We start from the raw sequence: 17,555 nt of genomic DNA on the forward strand, positions 1-17,555 counted from the left end.
CATGTTATTAAAAATAGGTAAGCATTATGAATGAAAACAGAATGCTGGGGTTAGCCTATTTATCACCTTATATACTTGGGTTGATAATATTTACGGCTTTCCCCTTTGTATCATCTTTCTTTCTCAGTTTTACTGAGTATGACTTAATGAACCCTCCCGTTTTTAACGGGATCGAGAATTATCGTCATATGCTGCTGGAAGATGATTTATTCTGGAAATCCATGGGCGTAACATTCGCTTATGTATTTCTGACTATTCCTTTAAAACTGGCATTTGCCCTGGGGATCGCTTTTGTACTGAACTTTAAATTACGTGGTATCGGCCTCTTCCGTACTGCTTTCTATATTCCATCTATCCTCGGCAGCAGCGTTGCAATTGCCGTGTTATGGCGTGCTCTCTTTGCCATCGATGGCCTGTTAAACAGTTTTATCGGTGTGCTCGGATTTGATGCCATCAACTGGTTGGGAGAACCAGCGCTGGCGCTGACATCCGTCACATTACTGCGTGTTTGGCAGTTCGGTTCGGCCATGGTTATCTTCCTGGCTGCATTGCAGAACGTGCCGCAATCACAGTATGAAGCCGCCATGATTGATGGTGCCTCTAAATGGCAAATGTTTATGAAAGTGACTGTGCCACTGATCACGCCAGTTATTTTCTTTAACTTTATTATGCAAACCACGCAGGCATTCCAAGAGTTTACTGCGCCGTACGTTATTACTGACGGCGGACCGACCCACTACACCTATTTATTCTCGCTCTATATCTATGATACAGCGTTTAAATACTTTGATATGGGATACGGTGCTGCGCTGGCCTGGATACTCTTCCTGGTAGTCGCCCTCTTCGCCTCAATTGCATTTAAATCATCTAAATATTGGGTCTTCTACTCCGCCGATAAAGGAGGAAAAAATGACTGACGTACAACACACTTCCAACCAGAAGAAATTAGCTCTGGCGCAGGAACTTGCTGATGCGGAAATTAACCGTACGCTACGTAAAGCAAAAGTCAGTGCCGCTTTCCGCTATATCATTTTGATTATTGTCGGACTGATGATGCTTTATCCACTGCTGTGGATGTTCTCTGCGGCATTTAAACCTAATAATGAGATCTTCACCACATTAGGATTATGGCCAGAACACCCAACTCGCGATGGTTTCGTGAATGGCTGGAAAACCGGTACTGAATATAACTTCGGTCATTACATGCTTAACACCTTTAAGTTTGTTATCCCGAAAGTCATTTTGACCATTATCTCCTCCACTATCGTGGCGTATGGTTTTGCACGCTTCGAGATCCCATGGAAGAAATTCTGGTTCGCAACATTAATTACCACCATGTTGCTGCCAAGTACCGTGTTATTAATTCCGCAATACATCATGTTCCGCGAAATGGGCATGTTGAATAGCTACTTGCCACTCTATTTACCGACGGCCTTCGCCACTCAAGGGTTCTTCGTCTTCATGTTGGTGCAATTCCTGCGTGGTGTGCCGCGTGATATGGAAGAAGCCGCGCAAATCGACGGTTGTAACTCCCTACAGGTGCTGTGGTATGTGGTGGTGCCAATCTTGAAACCGGCCATTATCTCTGTCGCCCTGTTCCAGTTTATGTGGTCAATGAACGACTTTATCGGCCCACTGATTTATGTCTACAGCGTCGATAAGTACCCGATAGCGCTGGCTTTGAAGATGTCAATTGACGTCACCGAAGGCGCACCGTGGAACGAAATTCTGGCAATGGCAAGCATCTCCATTCTGCCGTCCATCATTGTTTTCTTCCTGGCTCAACGCTACTTCGTGCAAGGCGTAACCAGCAGCGGAATTAAAGGTTAATAGAGGATTTATCATGGCTGAAGTCATTTTCAATAAATTAGGTAAAGTTTACTCCAACGGTTTCCGCGCGGTTCATGGCATTGATCTGAAGATCCATGATGGCGAATTTATGGTGATTGTTGGTCCATCAGGCTGTGCTAAATCCACCACCCTGCGCATGTTGGCAGGTCTGGAAACCATCAGTGATGGCGAAGTGCGCATTGGTGATCGGGTCGTCAATAATCTGGCACCGAAATCACGCGGTATCGCTATGGTGTTCCAGAACTATGCGCTATATCCGCATATGACGGTAAAAGAGAATCTGGCCTTTGGCCTGAAGCTGAGCAAACTGCCAAAAGATCAAATCGAAACACAAGTTGCAGAAGCGGCAAAAATTCTGGAACTGGAAGATTTGTTAGATCGCCTGCCACGTCAGTTATCTGGTGGTCAAGCGCAGCGTGTGGCAGTAGGCCGGGCGATTGTGAAAAAACCAGATGTGTTCTTGTTCGATGAACCCTTATCAAACCTGGATGCCAAACTGCGTGCTTCCATGCGCATCCGCATCTCAGATTTACATAAGCAATTGAAAAAAAGCGGGAAAGCAGCAACCACCGTTTATGTGACCCATGACCAGACTGAAGCCATGACCATGGGCGATCGGATCTGTGTCATGAAACTGGGCCATATCATGCAAGTTGATACCCCAGATAATCTCTACCACTTCCCAACCAATATGTTTGTTGCCGGTTTTATCGGCGCGCCGGAAATGAATATCAAACCGAGCACCCTGGTAGAAAAAGAGGGCCAAATTGGTCTGACTGTCGGCCAATACACCTTGGTACTTAATGAGAAGCAACAAGCTAAAGTCGCCGCCTTTGCGGGTGAAAAAGTGTTCTTTGGTGTTCGTCCAGAATTTATTCGCATGTCAACACAACCGATGGCCAATAACCACTCACAAGGCGAATTGGTACGAATGGAGAACATGGGGCATGAATTCTTTATGTACATCAAGGTTGACGACTTTGAATTAACTTGTCGTCTACCGTCTGATGAAGCACGGCCAATTATTGAAAATGGCCTGCATCGCACCGTGTACTTCCAGTTTGATATGGATAAATGCCATATCTTTGATGCAAAAACAGAAAAAAATATCTCTCTTTAACAGGAGCAGTACCCAATGAAAAAAGCGATCCTACACACGCTAATAGCATCCACTCTGGCTTTATTATCACATCAGGCTTTTGCACAGGATGAAGTTAACCTGCGTATGTCATGGTGGGGGGGCAATGGCCGCCATCAAATGACACTTAAAGCTCTGGAAGAGTTCCACAAACAGCACCCGAATATTAATGTTAAAGCTGAATATACCGGTTGGGATGGCCATCTTTCCCGTCTGACCACCCAAATTGCCGGTGGGACTGAACCCGATGTTATGCAAACTAACTGGAACTGGCTGCCCATCTTCTCCAAAGACGGCACTGGCTTCTTTGATTTGAATAAAGTATCGAAACAGTTAGATTTGACTCAGTTTGATCCAAAAGAGCTGCAACAAACCACGGTTAATGGCAAATTAAACGGTATTCCAATTTCAGTTACTGCGCGTATTTTCTATTTCAATGATGCGACATGGGCTAAATCGGGTTTAGAGTATCCAAAAACGTGGGATGAATTACTTAACGCCGGTAAAGTATTCCAGGAAAAATTGGGTGAGCAATACTACCCTATCGTATTAGAGCACCAGGATACTCTGGCATTAATTCGCTCTTATATGACACAAAAATACAACACACCAACTATTGACGAAGCCAATAAGAAATTTGCTTATACACCAGAACAGTGGGTTGAGTTCTTTACTATGTATAAGAAAATGGTTGATAGCCATGTCATGCCATCCACTAAATACTATGCATCATTCGGCAAGAGTAATATGTACGAAATGAAGCCATGGATTAATGGTGAATGGGGTGGTACTTATATGTGGAACTCCACCATTACTAAATATTCCGATAACCTGACCAAACCAGCAAAACTGATACTTGGCCCTTATCCAATGTTGCCAGATGCGAAAGATGCCGGTCTGTTCTTTAAACCAGCTCAGATGCTTTCAATTGGTAAATCCACTAAATACCCAGAAGAGAGTGCTATCTTAATTAACTTCTTGCTGAACAGCAAAGAGGGTATTGATGCTATGGGTCTGGAGCGCGGTGTACCACTGAGTGCAGCAGCAGTGACTCAACTGCGTGCTAGTGGTGTGATTAAAGATGAAGATCCATCCGTTGCTGGCTTAAATATGGCGCTGGAATTGCCACATGAAATGAAAACGTCACCATACTTTGATGACCCGCAGATCGTTTCTCTGTTCCGTGACGCAATTCAATATATCGATTACGGCCAGAAGTCAGTTGAAGAATCTGCTGAATACTTTAATAAGCAAGGTGACCGCATTCTAAAACGCGCCATGAGATAATCATTAAGTTTATTTAACTTAAGTTGTTATTAAGCCCTGCCATTAATTTGGCGGGGTTGTTTTGTTTTATGCATCATAAAAAATAACAATCAATTAGATCGCCATCACAAATTAATATCTGATTAAAAAATTAATCACCAACAAAGATCTGGATCACACAATTAATTACAAATATAAATAGAATGTGTATCCACAATAACTGAAACATCGTTTCTTTGATTGTGAAATTATTTTCCAGTCGTGTGTTGAATTTTATAAAATTGTTAATGATTGTTGTTTTAAATAACCATAACCCTGGGATTATATAAAAAAATGAAATTTAAATTAATTACTCTAGCAGTGGCATCTGTTATCAGTTTTAGTTCTGTTGCTACAACAATTGACTATCGGCATGAAATGAAAGACACCAGTAAATCCGATCATAAAGACCGTTTACTGCTCTCCAACCGTTTTGCCAATGGTTTTGGTCTCTCTTTGGAAGGGAAATGGGGCCAGCACAGCTCTGATACTACGCCAAATAAACCTTTCAATGAGCAAGTCAGTAACGGCACCGAAGTGGTTGCCAGCTATGTTTATGCGTTCAATAAAACGTTTTCACTTGAGCCTGGTTTCTCATTAGAGTCATCATCTGACTCAAACAACTACCGCCCTTATCTGCGCGGTAAAGTGGGCTTCACCGATGACTTCTCAACATCACTGCGTTATCGCCCATATTACAAACGTAACCAACCTTCTCAGACCAAATCTGATGAGAAAGGCCATGAGTTCACTATGCTGTTTGCTTACAACTTCTTGAAAAACTACTCTGCTGAGTATGAGTTGAACTACAAGAAATCTGAAGACGAAATTCTGTCCAACAAAAACAAAGACGAATGGAGTCATGATCTGAAAGTTGCTTACAAATGGGATAAAAACTGGAAGCCATATGTTGCTATCGGCAACGTAGCGGGCAGCAAAACCACTGATGAGCGCCAAACTCGCTATCGTGTCGGTGTGCAGTACAGCTTCTAATTGATCGTGTAAATAGTTATATCGTTATGAGTACCCTCATCATTATTTGTTAATTATGCCCATACCCGTATTACTTTGGGGAAAAGTGACTCCCGGTCGCTTTTCCCTTTTTTTACTTAGATTCCCTTATTCAGGCCAGCCACCCAATATCCCACTCCTCAATACCTAGGCTAAACTCCCCTTCTTCAAACAGAAAAATGAGACATTTAGTTACAGCGTCACGGCTATCCATGCCAAGATAAATCTCATATACTGGATAAATCAACAGCTACAGATTCGGAATTCAAGTATGACAGGGGAAGGACACCTTATTTTTTCTGTCGCCTGCGCTATTTTTGCCAAAAAAGTCGGTCTCACACCGGAACTGGCACATGGCGATTGGTGGCACATTATACCGGGCGCCCTGCTAACTTCCCTGCTGCCCGATATTGACCACCCCAAGTCAATCCTTGGCCAGCGGTTAAAGTGGATCTCAACCCCCATTGCCCGTGCATTCGGTCATCGTGGATTTACCCATAGCCTGCTGGCGGTGATCGGCGGTATTGCCCTATTCCAAATGGATATTTCACGCGATTGGATTATTCCTGCGGATGCATTCCACGCAATGATTATTGGCTATTTCAGCCATCTACTGGCCGATATGCTCACCCCCGCTGGCGTGCCGCTGCTATGGCCTTGCCGTTGGCGATTCTGTATTCCGCTATTACGTCCGCAAAAAGGTAATCAATTAGAACGGGTATTATGTGTTCTATTAGTTTGTTTTTCCGTCTATTGGCAAACTGACACCACTATTCCGCTGCTATCCTATATGGAGCAATTGAAAAATTTTCGATTGTGATCACACTTTAATGTGCGAATAATCATCAATCTGAATGTATTGCATACAAATCAGGGTAAAAACTTATATAAAATTCTTTTTGGATATAAGTGAGCCTTTATCGGGCTGCTACCATACGCAGCTAACTGCACAATTGATTGTGCCTGGCACGATTCTATAAAGAAGCAGAAATAGAATACGTCGCCAGTATTCAAAATAATAATCTGGAGATTTGGGGATGAACCTACCGCTTGTGATTAACGTGCTGGTATTTGTAGCACTGCTATTACTATTGGCACAAACCCGCCACAAACAGTGGAGTCTGGCCAAGAAAGTCTTGGTTGGTTTAGCACTGGGTGTGCTGTTTGGCCTGGGCTTACAATGGATCTATGGCGCAGATAACCCAGTACTTAAAGAGTCCATCACCTGGTTTAATATTGTCGGCAATGGTTATGTACAATTACTGCAAATGATAGTTATGCCACTGGTATTCGCCTCAATTTTGAGTGCGGTGGCTAAACTACATAATGCCGCGTCACTGGGCAAAATCAGTATCCTGACCATCGGCACCTTGCTCTTCACCACCTTGATTGCAGCGCTCGTTGGGGTGTTCGTCACCAACCTGTTTGGCTTAACCGCCGATGGCTTAATTCAAGGCACCCAAGAGAGTGCCCGTTTGAGTGCCATCGAGAGCAACTATTTGGCTAAAGTGACCGACTTGACCGTACCACAGTTAATTCTCTCCTTTATTCCGAAAAACCCATTTGCGGATTTGACGGGCGCTAGCCCAACCTCAATCATCAGTGTGGTTATTTTCGCCACCTTCCTCGGTATTGCATCACTGCAACTACTGAAAGACGATGTGGCGAAAGGCCAACGCGTGATGGTGGCTATCGATACACTGCAAGCCTGGGTGATGAAACTGGTGCGGCTGGTCATGAAACTGACCCCTTACGGCGTACTAGCATTAATGACCAAAGTGGTGGCGGGTTCCAACATCCAAGACATTATCAAGCTGGGTAGCTTTGTTGTTGCCTCCTATCTGGGGCTGGCGATTATGTTTGTGGTGCACGGCCTGCTGCTCTCTTTCACCGGTATCAATCCGCTGAAATTCTTCCGTAAAGTCTGGCCGGTACTGACATTTGCCTTTACCAGCCGCTCCAGCGCAGCCAGTATCCCATTGAATGTAGAAGCACAAACCCGCCGTCTGGGCATCCCTGAGTCTATCGCCAGCTTCTCTGCATCCTTTGGTGCGACCATTGGTCAAAATGGCTGTGCGGGCCTCTACCCGGCGATGCTGGCCGTGATGGTTGCCCCCACCGTCGGCATTAATCCGTTAGATCCTGTATGGATTGCCACACTGGTCGGGATCGTGACCATCAGCTCTGCCGGTGTTGCGGGTGTCGGTGGTGGCGCAACCTTCGCCGCACTGATTGTGTTGCCTGCATTGGGCTTGCCGGTCACATTGGTTGCCTTACTGATCTCGGTCGAACCCTTAATTGATATGGGCCGTACCGCCTTGAACGTCAGTGGTTCAATGACTGCCGGCACCATTACCAGCCAATTAATGAAACAAACAGATAAAGACATTTTGAACAGTGAAGATGATGGCGATTTAGCCCATCAATAAAAGCGACTTAATTAATTAAAGCCAGTCATGATGTGACTGGCTTTTTTGCCGGCTGATATTAAGAGCGATACTTCTCGACCAGTGCCAAAGCAATAGCTTCTGTTTCTACATCCGGTATACCGCTAAAATCCTGCGCGCGGAAATGCATCTGAAATGCGGTGATAACCTGACGAGTTTCATCATCCAATATGCCACTCTGAGGAATTTTGTAGCCATAGCGGGCCAGTGTTTGCTGAATCGTGGCGATAGATGCGGTGTCGTGTATATCTCTTCCATCAATATACTTGGTCACCGTTGCCTCATCTGGCCAGGCACCAATACCTTGTTCTGCCAGCCTTTTCCATGGGAATAGGGGGCCAGGATCAGACTTTCTTAGAGGCGCAATATCACTGTGGGCGATAACATCTGTTGGATCAATATTATAACGCTCGACAATATCTTTGGTAAGGCGCTCAATCAATTTAATCTGTGATTCATTGTATGGATACCAAGTGCGACCCAACATCTTCTCAGTGAAGCCCTTGTTGACGATTTCGATACCTATCGAGCTATCATTGAGATTATTGCGCCCTTGCCAATCACTGACACCTGCATGCCAGGCTCTTTGTTCCTCTGGAACCAGTTGCAGAACAACCGGCTTTCCCTCGACGGTATCAGGGTGCGTCTTAACCAAATAGTGCGCACTGACATTGCCCTGCGTCAGTAATCTCAATGACTCTGCATCATCTGTGGCGGTATAGTGAAGTACTAAAAAGCGCACCCGATCGTTTTGTGCCACAGAGGGATGGTTGGTATCGATTTTATAATCACCGCGGTCAATCAATTTATGCGGCTTATTACTTTGTGTGCTACTACACCCCGCCAGCAGCAGTAATAACCCGGCACTCATTACTGCTCTTATGCTTAATAGCGTCCTCATCATTTCTCTCCCTAATATGATTAAGCATGGTCATAGTGACCCAAGAGCATTAAATAAACAGTAAACAAAATATTTAAACAATAGTGAATAAGCCCAAAAAAGGCCTAATGTCAATATTAGTATCACGATAATAATATACGTAAAGAAGTTGTCGTGACAGTAGCCAATGATGTCACGCTGAGTCTAACCCGCTGATCAAGAACAGATTCCCCTCCCTGACTTAGAGCAAAAGCTGGCAACTCAAGCGCCAGTTGCGGTAGATATCAATAAAAACGGCTCCTGATCAGAGGAGCCGTTCGCTATGCAAGAAATAAATAGTTATAATTAACAGCTGATTAAAAATATCCAATAATTATACAGTATTTACCCTGCTTATTAATTTACTCAGAAAGGGTATTCGCGATAACCCATCTGTTCTGAAATATTACGTGCGGCACGATGCAGTGATTTAACGATCTCACTTTTATTCTCTTCAGAGAAACGCAACGTTGGGTATGAAATACTTAACCCCGCAATAACAACGCCGAAACGGTCAAAAACAGGAACAGCGATACAACGCAGACCCTCTTCTTGCTCTTCGATATCTTCACCAAAGCCCTGCTCACGCACCTGATCTAACACCGGCAGCAGTGCCGCCGCGCTATCCAGCGTATACTTGGTGCTGCGGGTAAATTCGATATGAGATAAGATCTCTTCTACTTCACTACGGTCACGCCACGCCAACAGCACTTTACCAATGGCGGTACTGTGCAGTGGGTTACGGCGGCCAATGCGGGAGTGCATCCGCAGGTTGTACATTGAATCAATTTTATGGATATAAACAATGCTGTCTTCATCCAATGCGCCCAAGTGAATGGTTTCACGCGTTTCATTGGATAACTCACGCATTTGTATATCAGCACTACGAATCAAATCAACATTTTGTAGCGCTTTAGCCCCCAACTCAAACAACTTCAGCGTGAGGGAGTACTTCTCTGATTCGCCTTCCTGTGCCACATACCCCAGGGACTTCATGGTCTGGAGGAAGCGGTAAACCGTGCTCTTAGGCATCATTACACGTTGAGAAAGTTCGGTAATACCTATTTCCCGCTCCTCACCCAAGGCTTGTAAGATGCCGAAAACCTTCAGAACCGACGAAACAGAGTCGGGCTGTTTATCTAGATCTGCAATAGCCATTTTTTGGTTACCCTACTCAGTTTTCTGTGTTTCATAAAACAATATGTTTTAAAAAAAATAGAACAGTGGTTTTATTATAAAGGGAAGTCACGAGACTGTGCAATAAACCAATGTGAATAATCGGATAAAAGCCATGCAGACAGCAAATTAGCCTCTTTCCATGAAAGAGGCTAGTGCATAATTCAGCTATTGCCAGACGGATTCAGGCAAAGTGACTAAATATAAGGCCGGTTTACCGTGCACATCTGAGGTAAACAGAATTTGCTTATCATCAGGGGTAAAGGAGGGGTGTGGATGTGTGACCTGGCGATCACCCTCAAACACCTTCCATGAGGTGTCATGGCGAGCAACGCGATGTTGGCTGCCATTTTTCAGATTGAAAACATACAAGAAAGGATCGTTTTCAATCTTATACCCGCTGTCATCTTGCACATCAACTGGCGCATCAGAGCCATCACCGACCAGCAATGAGCCGTCATAGTTACTCATCAAATGAGAGCAAGCAGGCATCTTAGTCAATTGGCGGTTTTCCAGCGTCTCAGGGTTGGCACTGTAGATAAAGCGGTCGGGACTGCTTTTCAGGTAAGAGACATACACCAAAGCGGAACCATCTGGCACCCAGAATTCGTGAGTACAGCTTTCGCCTTCCGCGTGAGTTTTCACTTTCCGCATGTTGCTGCCATCTTCATTGATTAGCCACATGCGGGCGTCAACTAAGTCGTGTGGCCCTTCGTGGCAGAACGCCACAGTGTTGTCATCGTAAGGACGATAGATTGGGTGGCCTAACCACTGATTTTCCTGAAGAATAACTGCGGATTCGCCCGTTTGTAAATCAACACGCATCAAGCGACAGCAAGGTTTAGTGAAGTAGAATTCGTGGAATTTCTTCCAGTCGGTCAGCGGCTGCCAATCTTCCCGCTTAATTTCGATGCCCACTAATTTCGTGCAATCAGAGTTAGCCACCCAAGTGCCGTAGCCCACCCACTCTTCCGGCACCTGATAGACCACACTCTCTTCCAGTGTATCAAGAGAGACGCGCATCAGGTTGCGGCCCTCTTTAACATAAAAGAGCGCATCATCTTCTGGCGACAGGAAACCACCAAAGGTATTGTCGCCACGCCCTTCTGTCAGCTGGGTTGCCACCTGCGTGTTTAAATCCAGCAAGTAGTAGTTCCACGGACCATCAAAAGCGCCGCCGAACAACAACTTACTGCCATCACGGGTGAAACATTTTTGATAGAAATAGTTACGGTGGCAAGTGACATCAGGTGGAGTTAGACGTGTCACTTGTGCACCGGTAGAGGCATCCTGATAAGTATCAAATGTCAGGGGGATCTGTTTACCTTTGGCCATCCGGAAAGTCCTTAAATCGTCAGAGAATTAAAATTTTTGCCCGCAGGCTAACCTGTTCGGCTAATACTATCTCACATTATAGAAACGATGTTTCATTTTTCCGTGATCGCAGTTCTGTTTTTACTGATTGCCACAAATTACTGGTGTTATCATGCTGTTAATTTGCCAGGTTCCCTGAGATATAGCATTGGTATTTACAATTAGCGCCACTTACAGAGATGCATTCGTCAGCAATACTCGTTAGCATGTGAATACTTCATATATGACTATTTTATAGATAAATACCTATGACCCAACCTGTCGCCGATGGCTTACCCACTCCTCAGCGCTATGCCGCAATACTGGTTATCGCCCTGGGTATTACCATCGCGGTACTGGATGGCACTATCGCTAACGTGGCATTGCCGACTATCGCCCGAGATCTCAACGCCAGCCCGGCAACATCTATCTGGGTAGTCAATGCTTACCAGTTAGCTATCACGATTTCACTACTGTCGATGGCCTCTCTGGGCGACATCATTGGTTATCGTCGGGTATATCAGGCCGGATTACTGGTCTTCAGTGTCACTTCGCTGTTTTGCGCGCTGTCAGACTCACTATTAACCCTGACATTTGCCCGTGTGCTGCAAGGGTTCGGCGCCGCCGCATTAATGAGTGTCAATACGGCGCTGATCCGCATCATTTATCCCCGCGCACAGCTGGGTCGGGGCATCGGTATCAACTCGGTAATTGTTGCGGTCTCGGCAGCAGCTGGCCCGACTATCGCCTCCGCTGTCTTAGCCGTCGCCTCCTGGCAGTGGCTGTTTGCCATTAACGTCCCGATTGGAGTGCTGGCATGGGGGCTGGGGATGAAGTACTTGCCCGCGAATAGCGCCAAGAGCAATGGTAACCGCTTCGACTTCACCAGTTCTATTATGAACGCCCTAACATTTGGTTTGCTGATTATTGCTATCAGCGGCTTTGCTCAAGGGCAAAGCCCAACCGTGATTGCCGCTGAAATTGTCGCGCTGCTGATTATTGGCTTCTTTTTTGTTCGCCGCCAACTCAATCAACCCTTCCCTCTGTTGCCGGTTGATTTGCTGCGGATTCCTATTTTTGCGCTATCGATCGGCACCTCGATCTGCTCTTTTGCCGCCCAGATGTTGGCAATGGTGGCACTGCCCTTCTTCCTGCAAAGCGTATTGGGGCGCGATGAGGTAGCAACAGGCTTGCTGCTCACCCCCTGGCCACTGGCGACAGTAGTGGTAGCCCCTATCGCCGGACGATTGGTTGAACGGTATCATGCCGGATTGCTCGGAGGGATTGGTTTGGCGGTGTTCGCCAGCGGGCTATTCCTGCTAGCGCTTCTGCCCGCGAACCCCACCGACCTGGACATCATTTGGCGCATGGTACTGTGCGGTGCCGGATTTGGGCTGTTCCAGTCACCGAATAACCACACCATTATCTCCGCTGCACCACAAAATCGCAGCGGGGGGGCCAGTGGCATGTTAGGCACCGCCCGCTTACTGGGACAAACCTCCGGAGCTGCATTGGTCGCATTGATGTTTAATCTCTTTTCAACCAATGGCACTCATGCTTCGTTGATTCTGGCGGGCTGCTTTGCCACTGTCGCCGCGATAGTCAGCTTGTCTCGCGTGAGTCAGAAACGTAGTTAATCGGAAACGTAGTTAATCAGAAACATAGTTAGCCTGATACGCAGTTAACCTCATATTAACGATAAAAAAACCCCGCCTGATAAGCGGGGTTTTTATGATAGTGCTAAGTTGCTGGCGGTTACTTCAGATACTGGCCAGAGCGCAGCGCCTCAATGCGTTTATCCAACGGCGGATGGGACATAAACAGCTCGCTGAAAGTTTTGGACTTCCCGTTAATGCAGAAGGCCATCAGGTTGCCCGCCTCCTGCGGCTCATAACTGGTTTTCAGCCGTTGCAGTGCGGCAATCATCTTCTCACGCCCCACTAATCTCGCGGAACCTGCATCCGCGTGGAATTCACGATGACGTGAGAACCACATGGTGATAATGCTCGCCAGAATACCAAACACCAACTCCAACACCATGGAAACAGCAAAGTAGACCATCGGGTTACCGGCGCTGCTCCCTTCATTATCACGATCGCCAGATAAGAAGCCGGCGGCAACTTGCGCAATCAGACGTGAAATGAAGATCACGAATGTATTCACAATCCCTTGAATCAAGGTCATGGTGACCATATCACCATTCGCCACATGACTAATTTCATGGGCAATAACCGCTTCAGCCTCATCACGGCTCATATTCTGCAACAGCCCGGTACTGACGGCTACCAGCGAGGCATCACGACGTGCGCCGGTGGCAAAGGCGTTAATATCCGGTGCCTGATAAATAGCGACTTGTGGCATGGCAATACCCACCTGCTGAGACTGCCGACGCACGGTCTCCAGCAACCAGCGTTCCGTCTCATTACGTGGCTGCTCAATCACTTCACCACCCACTGAGCGCAAAGCCATCCATTTGGACATCAGCAACGAAACAAATGCGCCGCCGAAACCAAATAGGCCAGCCATGATCATCAGCCCCTGCACACTGCTGGACTGAATGCCTGTCAAGCTTAGCACCAACCCGAACACCAACATGACGGCTAAGTTGGTGAGTAGGAACAGAGCGATACGCATCATAAAAATTTATTTCCTTATTATGTTGAATCGATCATCGTATTGAATCGACACTGTATTGAGTCACATTGGTATTAAGTCAAAATTGCCATAAACCTGAATCATGACTCAGCTAAATAACTACTGAGATACGCTGATCGTATGGGCATCTGATAAATTTTCAAGGCTTGTTAAGTTCTAAGTGAGTAAATCAACATAACTTTACAAAATTGGATAGTTTTCATTACATATTCAGTTGGTTTTTCGACAAATGATAAGGTGATTGACGAAAAAAAAGTAAAAAAAATCCGGGCTCAACAGAACCCGGACTCTTTATCACCATGCAGACTTACTTTGCCGCAGTCGCAGTCGGTGCAACCGGTTGAGGCTGAAGCTGTGGTTGCGCTTTTTCGCTATGGGCAAGATCCAAGGCGATATGAACAGTTTCATCCAGATAAGGGTCCGGCTCCTGATACTCTTTTGGCAAATCCTCCAATGATTTCAGTGGCTTTTTACCTTCACGTTTAAGACGTTCATTGAGGCGCTCTAAGCGTCTTGCATCATCATCATGGTTCTCTTTTTCACGCTGAGCGTAGTTGAGAGAGACAATGTTACGCTTATCTTTCAATGTCTTATAACGTTCAATATCTTGCTGGATATGCTGGAATTCGGGATCAGCGGCGATACGTGCTACGTGGCTTTTTAGCAATTCAGGCTCCAGTGGCTTCAAATCCCCCGTCTTGGTATAACTGGCAGCATTGATGCTGTCCCAAGGCAGGGCATTATCTTCGAAGCTCTCACCGGTTTCTGCTGGATCAACCCCTGTTGGCATCACGATATCCGGGGTCACCCCTTTACGTTGAGTACTGCCACCATCTACCCGGTAGAACTTCTGGATAGTGTATTGCAGTGACCCCAATGCCGGCCATTCAGGGCGCAGCATCTGATCGTAAATACGATTCAGTGAACGATACTGCTGAACAGTACCTTTACCGAAGGTTGGCTCACCGACAATTAAAGCACGACCATAATCCTGCATGGCCGCAGCAAAGATCTCGGAAGCCGATGCACTGTAGCGGTCAACCAACACCACCAGCGGGCCTTTATAGTAGACAACGCCGTCAGTATCACTGTCTTCGCGCACTTTGCCGTTGTTATCCCGCACCTGAACCACCGGGCCACTGGGAATAAACAGACCGGATAGTGACACAGCTTCAGTTAGCGCCCCGCCACCGTTGCTGCGTAAGTCAATGATAATGCTACTGACATTCTCTTTTTCCAGTTTCTGCAATTGCACCTTAACGTCTTCGGTCAGGCCAACATAGAAACCCGGAATATCCAGGACACCGACGCGCTCTTTGCCGATGGTTTTCACCGACATTTTCACCGCACGGTCTTCCAGACGAATTCGTTCACGGGTCAAAGTGACAGTGCGTGGCTTGGTGCCTTTCCCGGCGGGTAGAATCTCCAACCGCACTTTACTGCCCTTCGGCCCTTTGATTAGCGCGACCACATCATCAAGACGCCAGCCAATCACATCCACCATCGGTTTACCCGCCTGGCCGACACCAATCACCCGATCACCGACGGCAATCGTTTTGCTTTTCGCCGCAGGGCCACCCGGAACCATGGAGTTGATTAATGTGTAATCATCATCCATTTGCAGAACAGCACCGATACCCTCTAGCGACAAGCTCATTTCGGTATTGAACTGTTCGGTATTGCGGGGTGACAAATAGTTGGTGTGTGGGTCAATTTCGCGAGCAAAAGCATTCATAATCAGCTGAAAGACATCTTCGCTATTACTTTGCGTCAAACGCTTAATCGCCGCCTGATAGCGCTTCGTCAGCGTCTCTTTGATCTCTTTATCCGTTTTACCGGTTAACTTCAAATTCAGTTGGTCATATTTGACTTTGGCGTCCCAGAGTTTATTCAGCTCAGCTTCGCTGGTCGGCCAGGGTGCTTTGCCGCGATCAATATCGATAGTGTCATTACCGGTAAAGACCATGGGCCGATCCAGTACTGACAATGCATATTGATAGCGCTCAAAGCGGCGTTTTTGCGCCAAATTGAATAGCGCAAAAGGCGTGTCTAACTGACCTGACTTTAACTCATCGTCCAGCGAATGTTTTTTATCCGCGAACTGTGCCACATCTGATGCCAACAACACATTATGGCTGTAATCCAGCATGTTGAGGTAGCGATCAAATATTTTGGCGGAAAACTGATCGTCCAATGCAAACTGACGATAGTGAGAGCGAGTAAAGCGCGATGTTACGCGCTCACTCACGGTTGCATGCTCTGGTTCCTGGCGCAGTTGAGGAAGTTGGTCAATGCGATAGGTCGTATCGGCTGCGTAACTCGCCCCCGCCAGTAACAAGCCTGCGATTGCTGTTAGTCTGACAAATTTGTTCATGCCTAGGTTGGCCTCCGTATCAGAACTGCAAGTGTTCTGCGCGCACAATCATCGCCAGACCGGAAGATAGCTGCACCCGTACGCCATCTTTAGCGATTTCTAATACGGTTGCGTCCATCGCGCTCTTACCTGCTCTGACTTTGATTTCTTGACCAATTTGCAGTTTAGAGATATCTGTGACCGGCACAGGGCGTGGCTGGTTCTCCTCGGCCTGTGGACGAGGTGGCCGAGCCTGTGGTGGGCGAGGTGACTGACGAGGCTTACGGTTCTCCACAGCAGCACCCGCTTCACGACGCGGCGCAGGTTTTTTACCTGCCGGACGTGGGCGACGTGGCTCTGGGGTTTCACCCGCAGCAATGGCAGCTTCGCGCTTTTTAGCTTGTTGTTCAGCACGTTGTGCCTGAACACGGGCTTTCGCCTCTTCCAGCTGTTTGCGGGCATGTTCGACATGTTGCTCTTCCAGCACCCCACAAGGGTTGCCGTCTAGATCAACACGTTCAGCACCGACTTTGACCCCATAAAGATAACGCCAGCTTGAGGTGTAGAGACGCAGCGCAGAACGCAATTGCGTTTTGCTTAAATTCTCTTCCCCCTGAACACGTTCGACCAGATCTTGAAAAATACCGATCTTCAGTGGACGTGCTTCGCCTTCGGCGGTGAAGCAAAGCGGGAACCGCTCAGCCAAAAAGGCTATGACTTCTTTACTACTGTTCAACTTAGGTTGATTTTCCATGAAATTTCCTGATTACAACGGGTTTGCCAACCAGCGCAGGCATGAACAGGCGTCATTATAATGACGCCATCAGCAATTGCCACGTTATACGTGTATCAACTTGCACTCTGTGTGACATATTTCGCACTGTCACAAAGCTCAAGATGCTCGCAAAGCCGTGCCACAACTGAGGTTAAGCCCAATTCGTCGTCTTCATCAAAGCGATCATAAACAATGCTGTCGATATCTAAAACGCCGATAACTTCACCCTTAACAGTGATTGGCAGCACAATTTCAGCATTACTTGCCGCATCACAAGCAATATGACCTGGGAATGCATGCACATCAGCGACCCGCTGAACGCGATTTTCTGTCACCGCCGTGCCACACACCCCCTTCCCGACAGGAATACGCACACAGGCGATCTTCCCCTGAAAAGGCCCAAGCACTAATTGTTTGCCATCGATCAAGTAAAATCCAGCCCAATTCAAACCATCCAGGCGCTCATAAAGTAAAGCGCTGACGTTAGCCAGGGTAGCAATAAAGTGGTTTTCACCTGCAATCAGGGAACTCATGTCACGTTTTAATTCCGCGTAGAATTCTGCTTTTTTCAT

Annotated in this window: 15 protein-coding genes; 8 read left to right on the top strand and 7 right to left on the bottom strand. The window is 46.7% G+C overall.

Annotated elements, in window-relative coordinates; translation table 11 throughout:
• Positions 1-26 precede the first annotated feature (26 nt).
• The 7 genes from FFE93_RS11280 to FFE93_RS11310 all read left to right on the top strand — a co-directional run bounded on the left by FFE93_RS11280 (position 27) and on the right by FFE93_RS11310 (position 7,734).
• Positions 27-917 carry a carbohydrate ABC transporter permease gene (locus FFE93_RS11280; protein ID WP_004875265.1) on the top strand — a complete coding sequence of 297 codons (891 nt, stop codon included), beginning with the start codon at positions 27-29 and terminating at the stop codon, positions 915-917.
• The gene (locus tag FFE93_RS11285; protein ID WP_049602845.1) at positions 910-1,830 is read left to right on the top strand and encodes a carbohydrate ABC transporter permease; all 921 of its coding nucleotides are present in this window, start codon (positions 910-912) and stop codon (positions 1,828-1,830) included. Before FFE93_RS11280 ends, FFE93_RS11285 begins: the two co-directional genes overlap by 8 nt.
• 13 nt (positions 1,831-1,843) lie before the next feature.
• Complete coding sequence (locus tag FFE93_RS11290) at positions 1,844-2,971, top strand: ABC transporter ATP-binding protein (RefSeq protein ID WP_005272380.1); 1,128 nt, start codon at positions 1,844-1,846, stop codon at positions 2,969-2,971.
• 15 nt (positions 2,972-2,986) lie between these two features.
• Positions 2,987-4,276: an ABC transporter substrate-binding protein gene (locus FFE93_RS11295; protein ID WP_004875268.1), complete on the top strand. Its 1,290-nt coding sequence runs from the start codon at positions 2,987-2,989 to the stop codon at positions 4,274-4,276.
• Between the two features lie 312 nt (positions 4,277-4,588).
• Complete coding sequence (locus tag FFE93_RS11300; protein WP_005272382.1) at positions 4,589-5,287, top strand: oligogalacturonate-specific porin KdgM family protein; 699 nt, start codon at positions 4,589-4,591, stop codon at positions 5,285-5,287.
• 289 nt (positions 5,288-5,576) lie between these two features.
• A complete protein-coding gene (locus FFE93_RS11305; RefSeq protein WP_005272385.1) occupies positions 5,577-6,125 on the top strand; it encodes a metal-dependent hydrolase in 549 nt (182 codons plus the stop codon).
• A 217-nt stretch (positions 6,126-6,342) separates the two neighbouring features.
• Positions 6,343-7,734 carry an L-cystine transporter gene (locus tag FFE93_RS11310; RefSeq protein WP_049602846.1) on the top strand — a complete coding sequence of 464 codons (1,392 nt, stop codon included), beginning with the start codon at positions 6,343-6,345 and terminating at the stop codon, positions 7,732-7,734.
• Positions 7,735-7,792: 58 nt separating this feature from the next.
• On the opposite strand, the gene FFE93_RS11315 is transcribed toward FFE93_RS11310, so the two are convergent.
• From FFE93_RS11315 to ogl, 3 genes are all read right to left on the bottom strand, one after another.
• Positions 7,793-8,623 (bottom strand): N-acetylmuramoyl-L-alanine amidase, encoded by an 831-nt coding sequence (locus FFE93_RS11315; protein ID WP_005272390.1) that lies wholly within the window; start codon positions 8,621-8,623, stop codon positions 7,793-7,795.
• Positions 8,624-9,037: 414 nt separating this feature from the next.
• Positions 9,038-9,829, bottom strand: a complete 792-nt coding sequence (kdgR, locus tag FFE93_RS11320; RefSeq protein ID WP_005272392.1) for a DNA-binding transcriptional regulator KdgR — start codon at positions 9,827-9,829, stop codon at positions 9,038-9,040.
• A gap of 186 nt (positions 9,830-10,015) precedes the next feature.
• The gene (ogl, locus tag FFE93_RS11325) at positions 10,016-11,182 is read right to left on the bottom strand and encodes an oligogalacturonate lyase (protein ID WP_005272394.1); all 1,167 of its coding nucleotides are present in this window, start codon (positions 11,180-11,182) and stop codon (positions 10,016-10,018) included.
• Positions 11,183-11,469: 287 nt separating this feature from the next.
• Between ogl and FFE93_RS11330 the strand changes: the two genes are divergently transcribed.
• Positions 11,470-12,837, top strand: a complete 1,368-nt coding sequence (locus FFE93_RS11330; protein WP_138775134.1) for an MFS transporter — start codon at positions 11,470-11,472, stop codon at positions 12,835-12,837.
• A 118-nt stretch (positions 12,838-12,955) separates the two neighbouring features.
• Here the strand turns inward: FFE93_RS11330 and htpX are convergent, their stop codons facing one another.
• The 4 genes from htpX to FFE93_RS11350 all read right to left on the bottom strand — a co-directional run bounded on the left by htpX (position 12,956) and on the right by FFE93_RS11350 (position 17,555).
• The gene (htpX, locus tag FFE93_RS11335) at positions 12,956-13,837 is read right to left on the bottom strand and encodes a protease HtpX (RefSeq protein WP_005272400.1); all 882 of its coding nucleotides are present in this window, start codon (positions 13,835-13,837) and stop codon (positions 12,956-12,958) included.
• A 325-nt stretch (positions 13,838-14,162) separates the two neighbouring features.
• Positions 14,163-16,229: a carboxy terminal-processing peptidase gene (gene prc / locus FFE93_RS11340; RefSeq protein ID WP_138775135.1), complete on the bottom strand. Its 2,067-nt coding sequence runs from the start codon at positions 16,227-16,229 to the stop codon at positions 14,163-14,165.
• A gap of 19 nt (positions 16,230-16,248) precedes the next feature.
• The gene (gene proQ, locus FFE93_RS11345) at positions 16,249-16,962 is read right to left on the bottom strand and encodes an RNA chaperone ProQ (protein WP_005272404.1); all 714 of its coding nucleotides are present in this window, start codon (positions 16,960-16,962) and stop codon (positions 16,249-16,251) included.
• Between the two features lie 95 nt (positions 16,963-17,057).
• The gene (locus FFE93_RS11350) at positions 17,058-17,555 is read right to left on the bottom strand and encodes a GAF domain-containing protein (RefSeq protein WP_138775136.1); all 498 of its coding nucleotides are present in this window, start codon (positions 17,553-17,555) and stop codon (positions 17,058-17,060) included.

This window comes from Yersinia sp. KBS0713 (assembly GCF_005937895.2).
Taxonomy (GTDB): Bacteria; Pseudomonadota; Gammaproteobacteria; order Enterobacterales; family Enterobacteriaceae; genus Yersinia; species Yersinia bercovieri.

What these genes read in the sequence shown, in the direction of transcription:
- FFE93_RS11280 (WP_004875265.1), top strand. Translation starts at nt 27, where the DNA reads ATGAATGAAAACAGAATGCTGGGGTTAGCCTATTTATCACCTTATATA.
- FFE93_RS11285 (WP_049602845.1), top strand. Translation starts at nt 910, where the DNA reads ATGACTGACGTACAACACACTTCCAACCAGAAGAAATTAGCTCTGGCG.
- FFE93_RS11290 (WP_005272380.1), top strand. Translation starts at nt 1,844, where the DNA reads ATGGCTGAAGTCATTTTCAATAAATTAGGTAAAGTTTACTCCAACGGT.
- FFE93_RS11295 (WP_004875268.1), top strand. Translation starts at nt 2,987, where the DNA reads ATGAAAAAAGCGATCCTACACACGCTAATAGCATCCACTCTGGCTTTA.
- FFE93_RS11300 (WP_005272382.1), top strand. Translation starts at nt 4,589, where the DNA reads ATGAAATTTAAATTAATTACTCTAGCAGTGGCATCTGTTATCAGTTTT.
- FFE93_RS11305 (WP_005272385.1), top strand. Translation starts at nt 5,577, where the DNA reads ATGACAGGGGAAGGACACCTTATTTTTTCTGTCGCCTGCGCTATTTTT.
- FFE93_RS11310 (WP_049602846.1), top strand. Translation starts at nt 6,343, where the DNA reads ATGAACCTACCGCTTGTGATTAACGTGCTGGTATTTGTAGCACTGCTA.
- FFE93_RS11315 (WP_005272390.1), bottom strand. Translation starts at nt 8,623, where the DNA reads ATGAGTGCCGGGTTATTACTGCTGCTGGCGGGGTGTAGTAGCACACAA.
- kdgR (WP_005272392.1), bottom strand. Translation starts at nt 9,829, where the DNA reads ATGGCTATTGCAGATCTAGATAAACAGCCCGACTCTGTTTCGTCGGTT.
- ogl (WP_005272394.1), bottom strand. Translation starts at nt 11,182, where the DNA reads ATGGCCAAAGGTAAACAGATCCCCCTGACATTTGATACTTATCAGGAT.
- FFE93_RS11330 (WP_138775134.1), top strand. Translation starts at nt 11,470, where the DNA reads ATGACCCAACCTGTCGCCGATGGCTTACCCACTCCTCAGCGCTATGCC.
- htpX (WP_005272400.1), bottom strand. Translation starts at nt 13,837, where the DNA reads ATGATGCGTATCGCTCTGTTCCTACTCACCAACTTAGCCGTCATGTTG.
- prc (WP_138775135.1), bottom strand. Translation starts at nt 16,229, where the DNA reads ATGAACAAATTTGTCAGACTAACAGCAATCGCAGGCTTGTTACTGGCG.
- proQ (WP_005272404.1), bottom strand. Translation starts at nt 16,962, where the DNA reads ATGGAAAATCAACCTAAGTTGAACAGTAGTAAAGAAGTCATAGCCTTT.
- FFE93_RS11350 (WP_138775136.1), bottom strand. Translation starts at nt 17,555, where the DNA reads ATGAAAAAAGCAGAATTCTACGCGGAATTAAAACGTGACATGAGTTCC.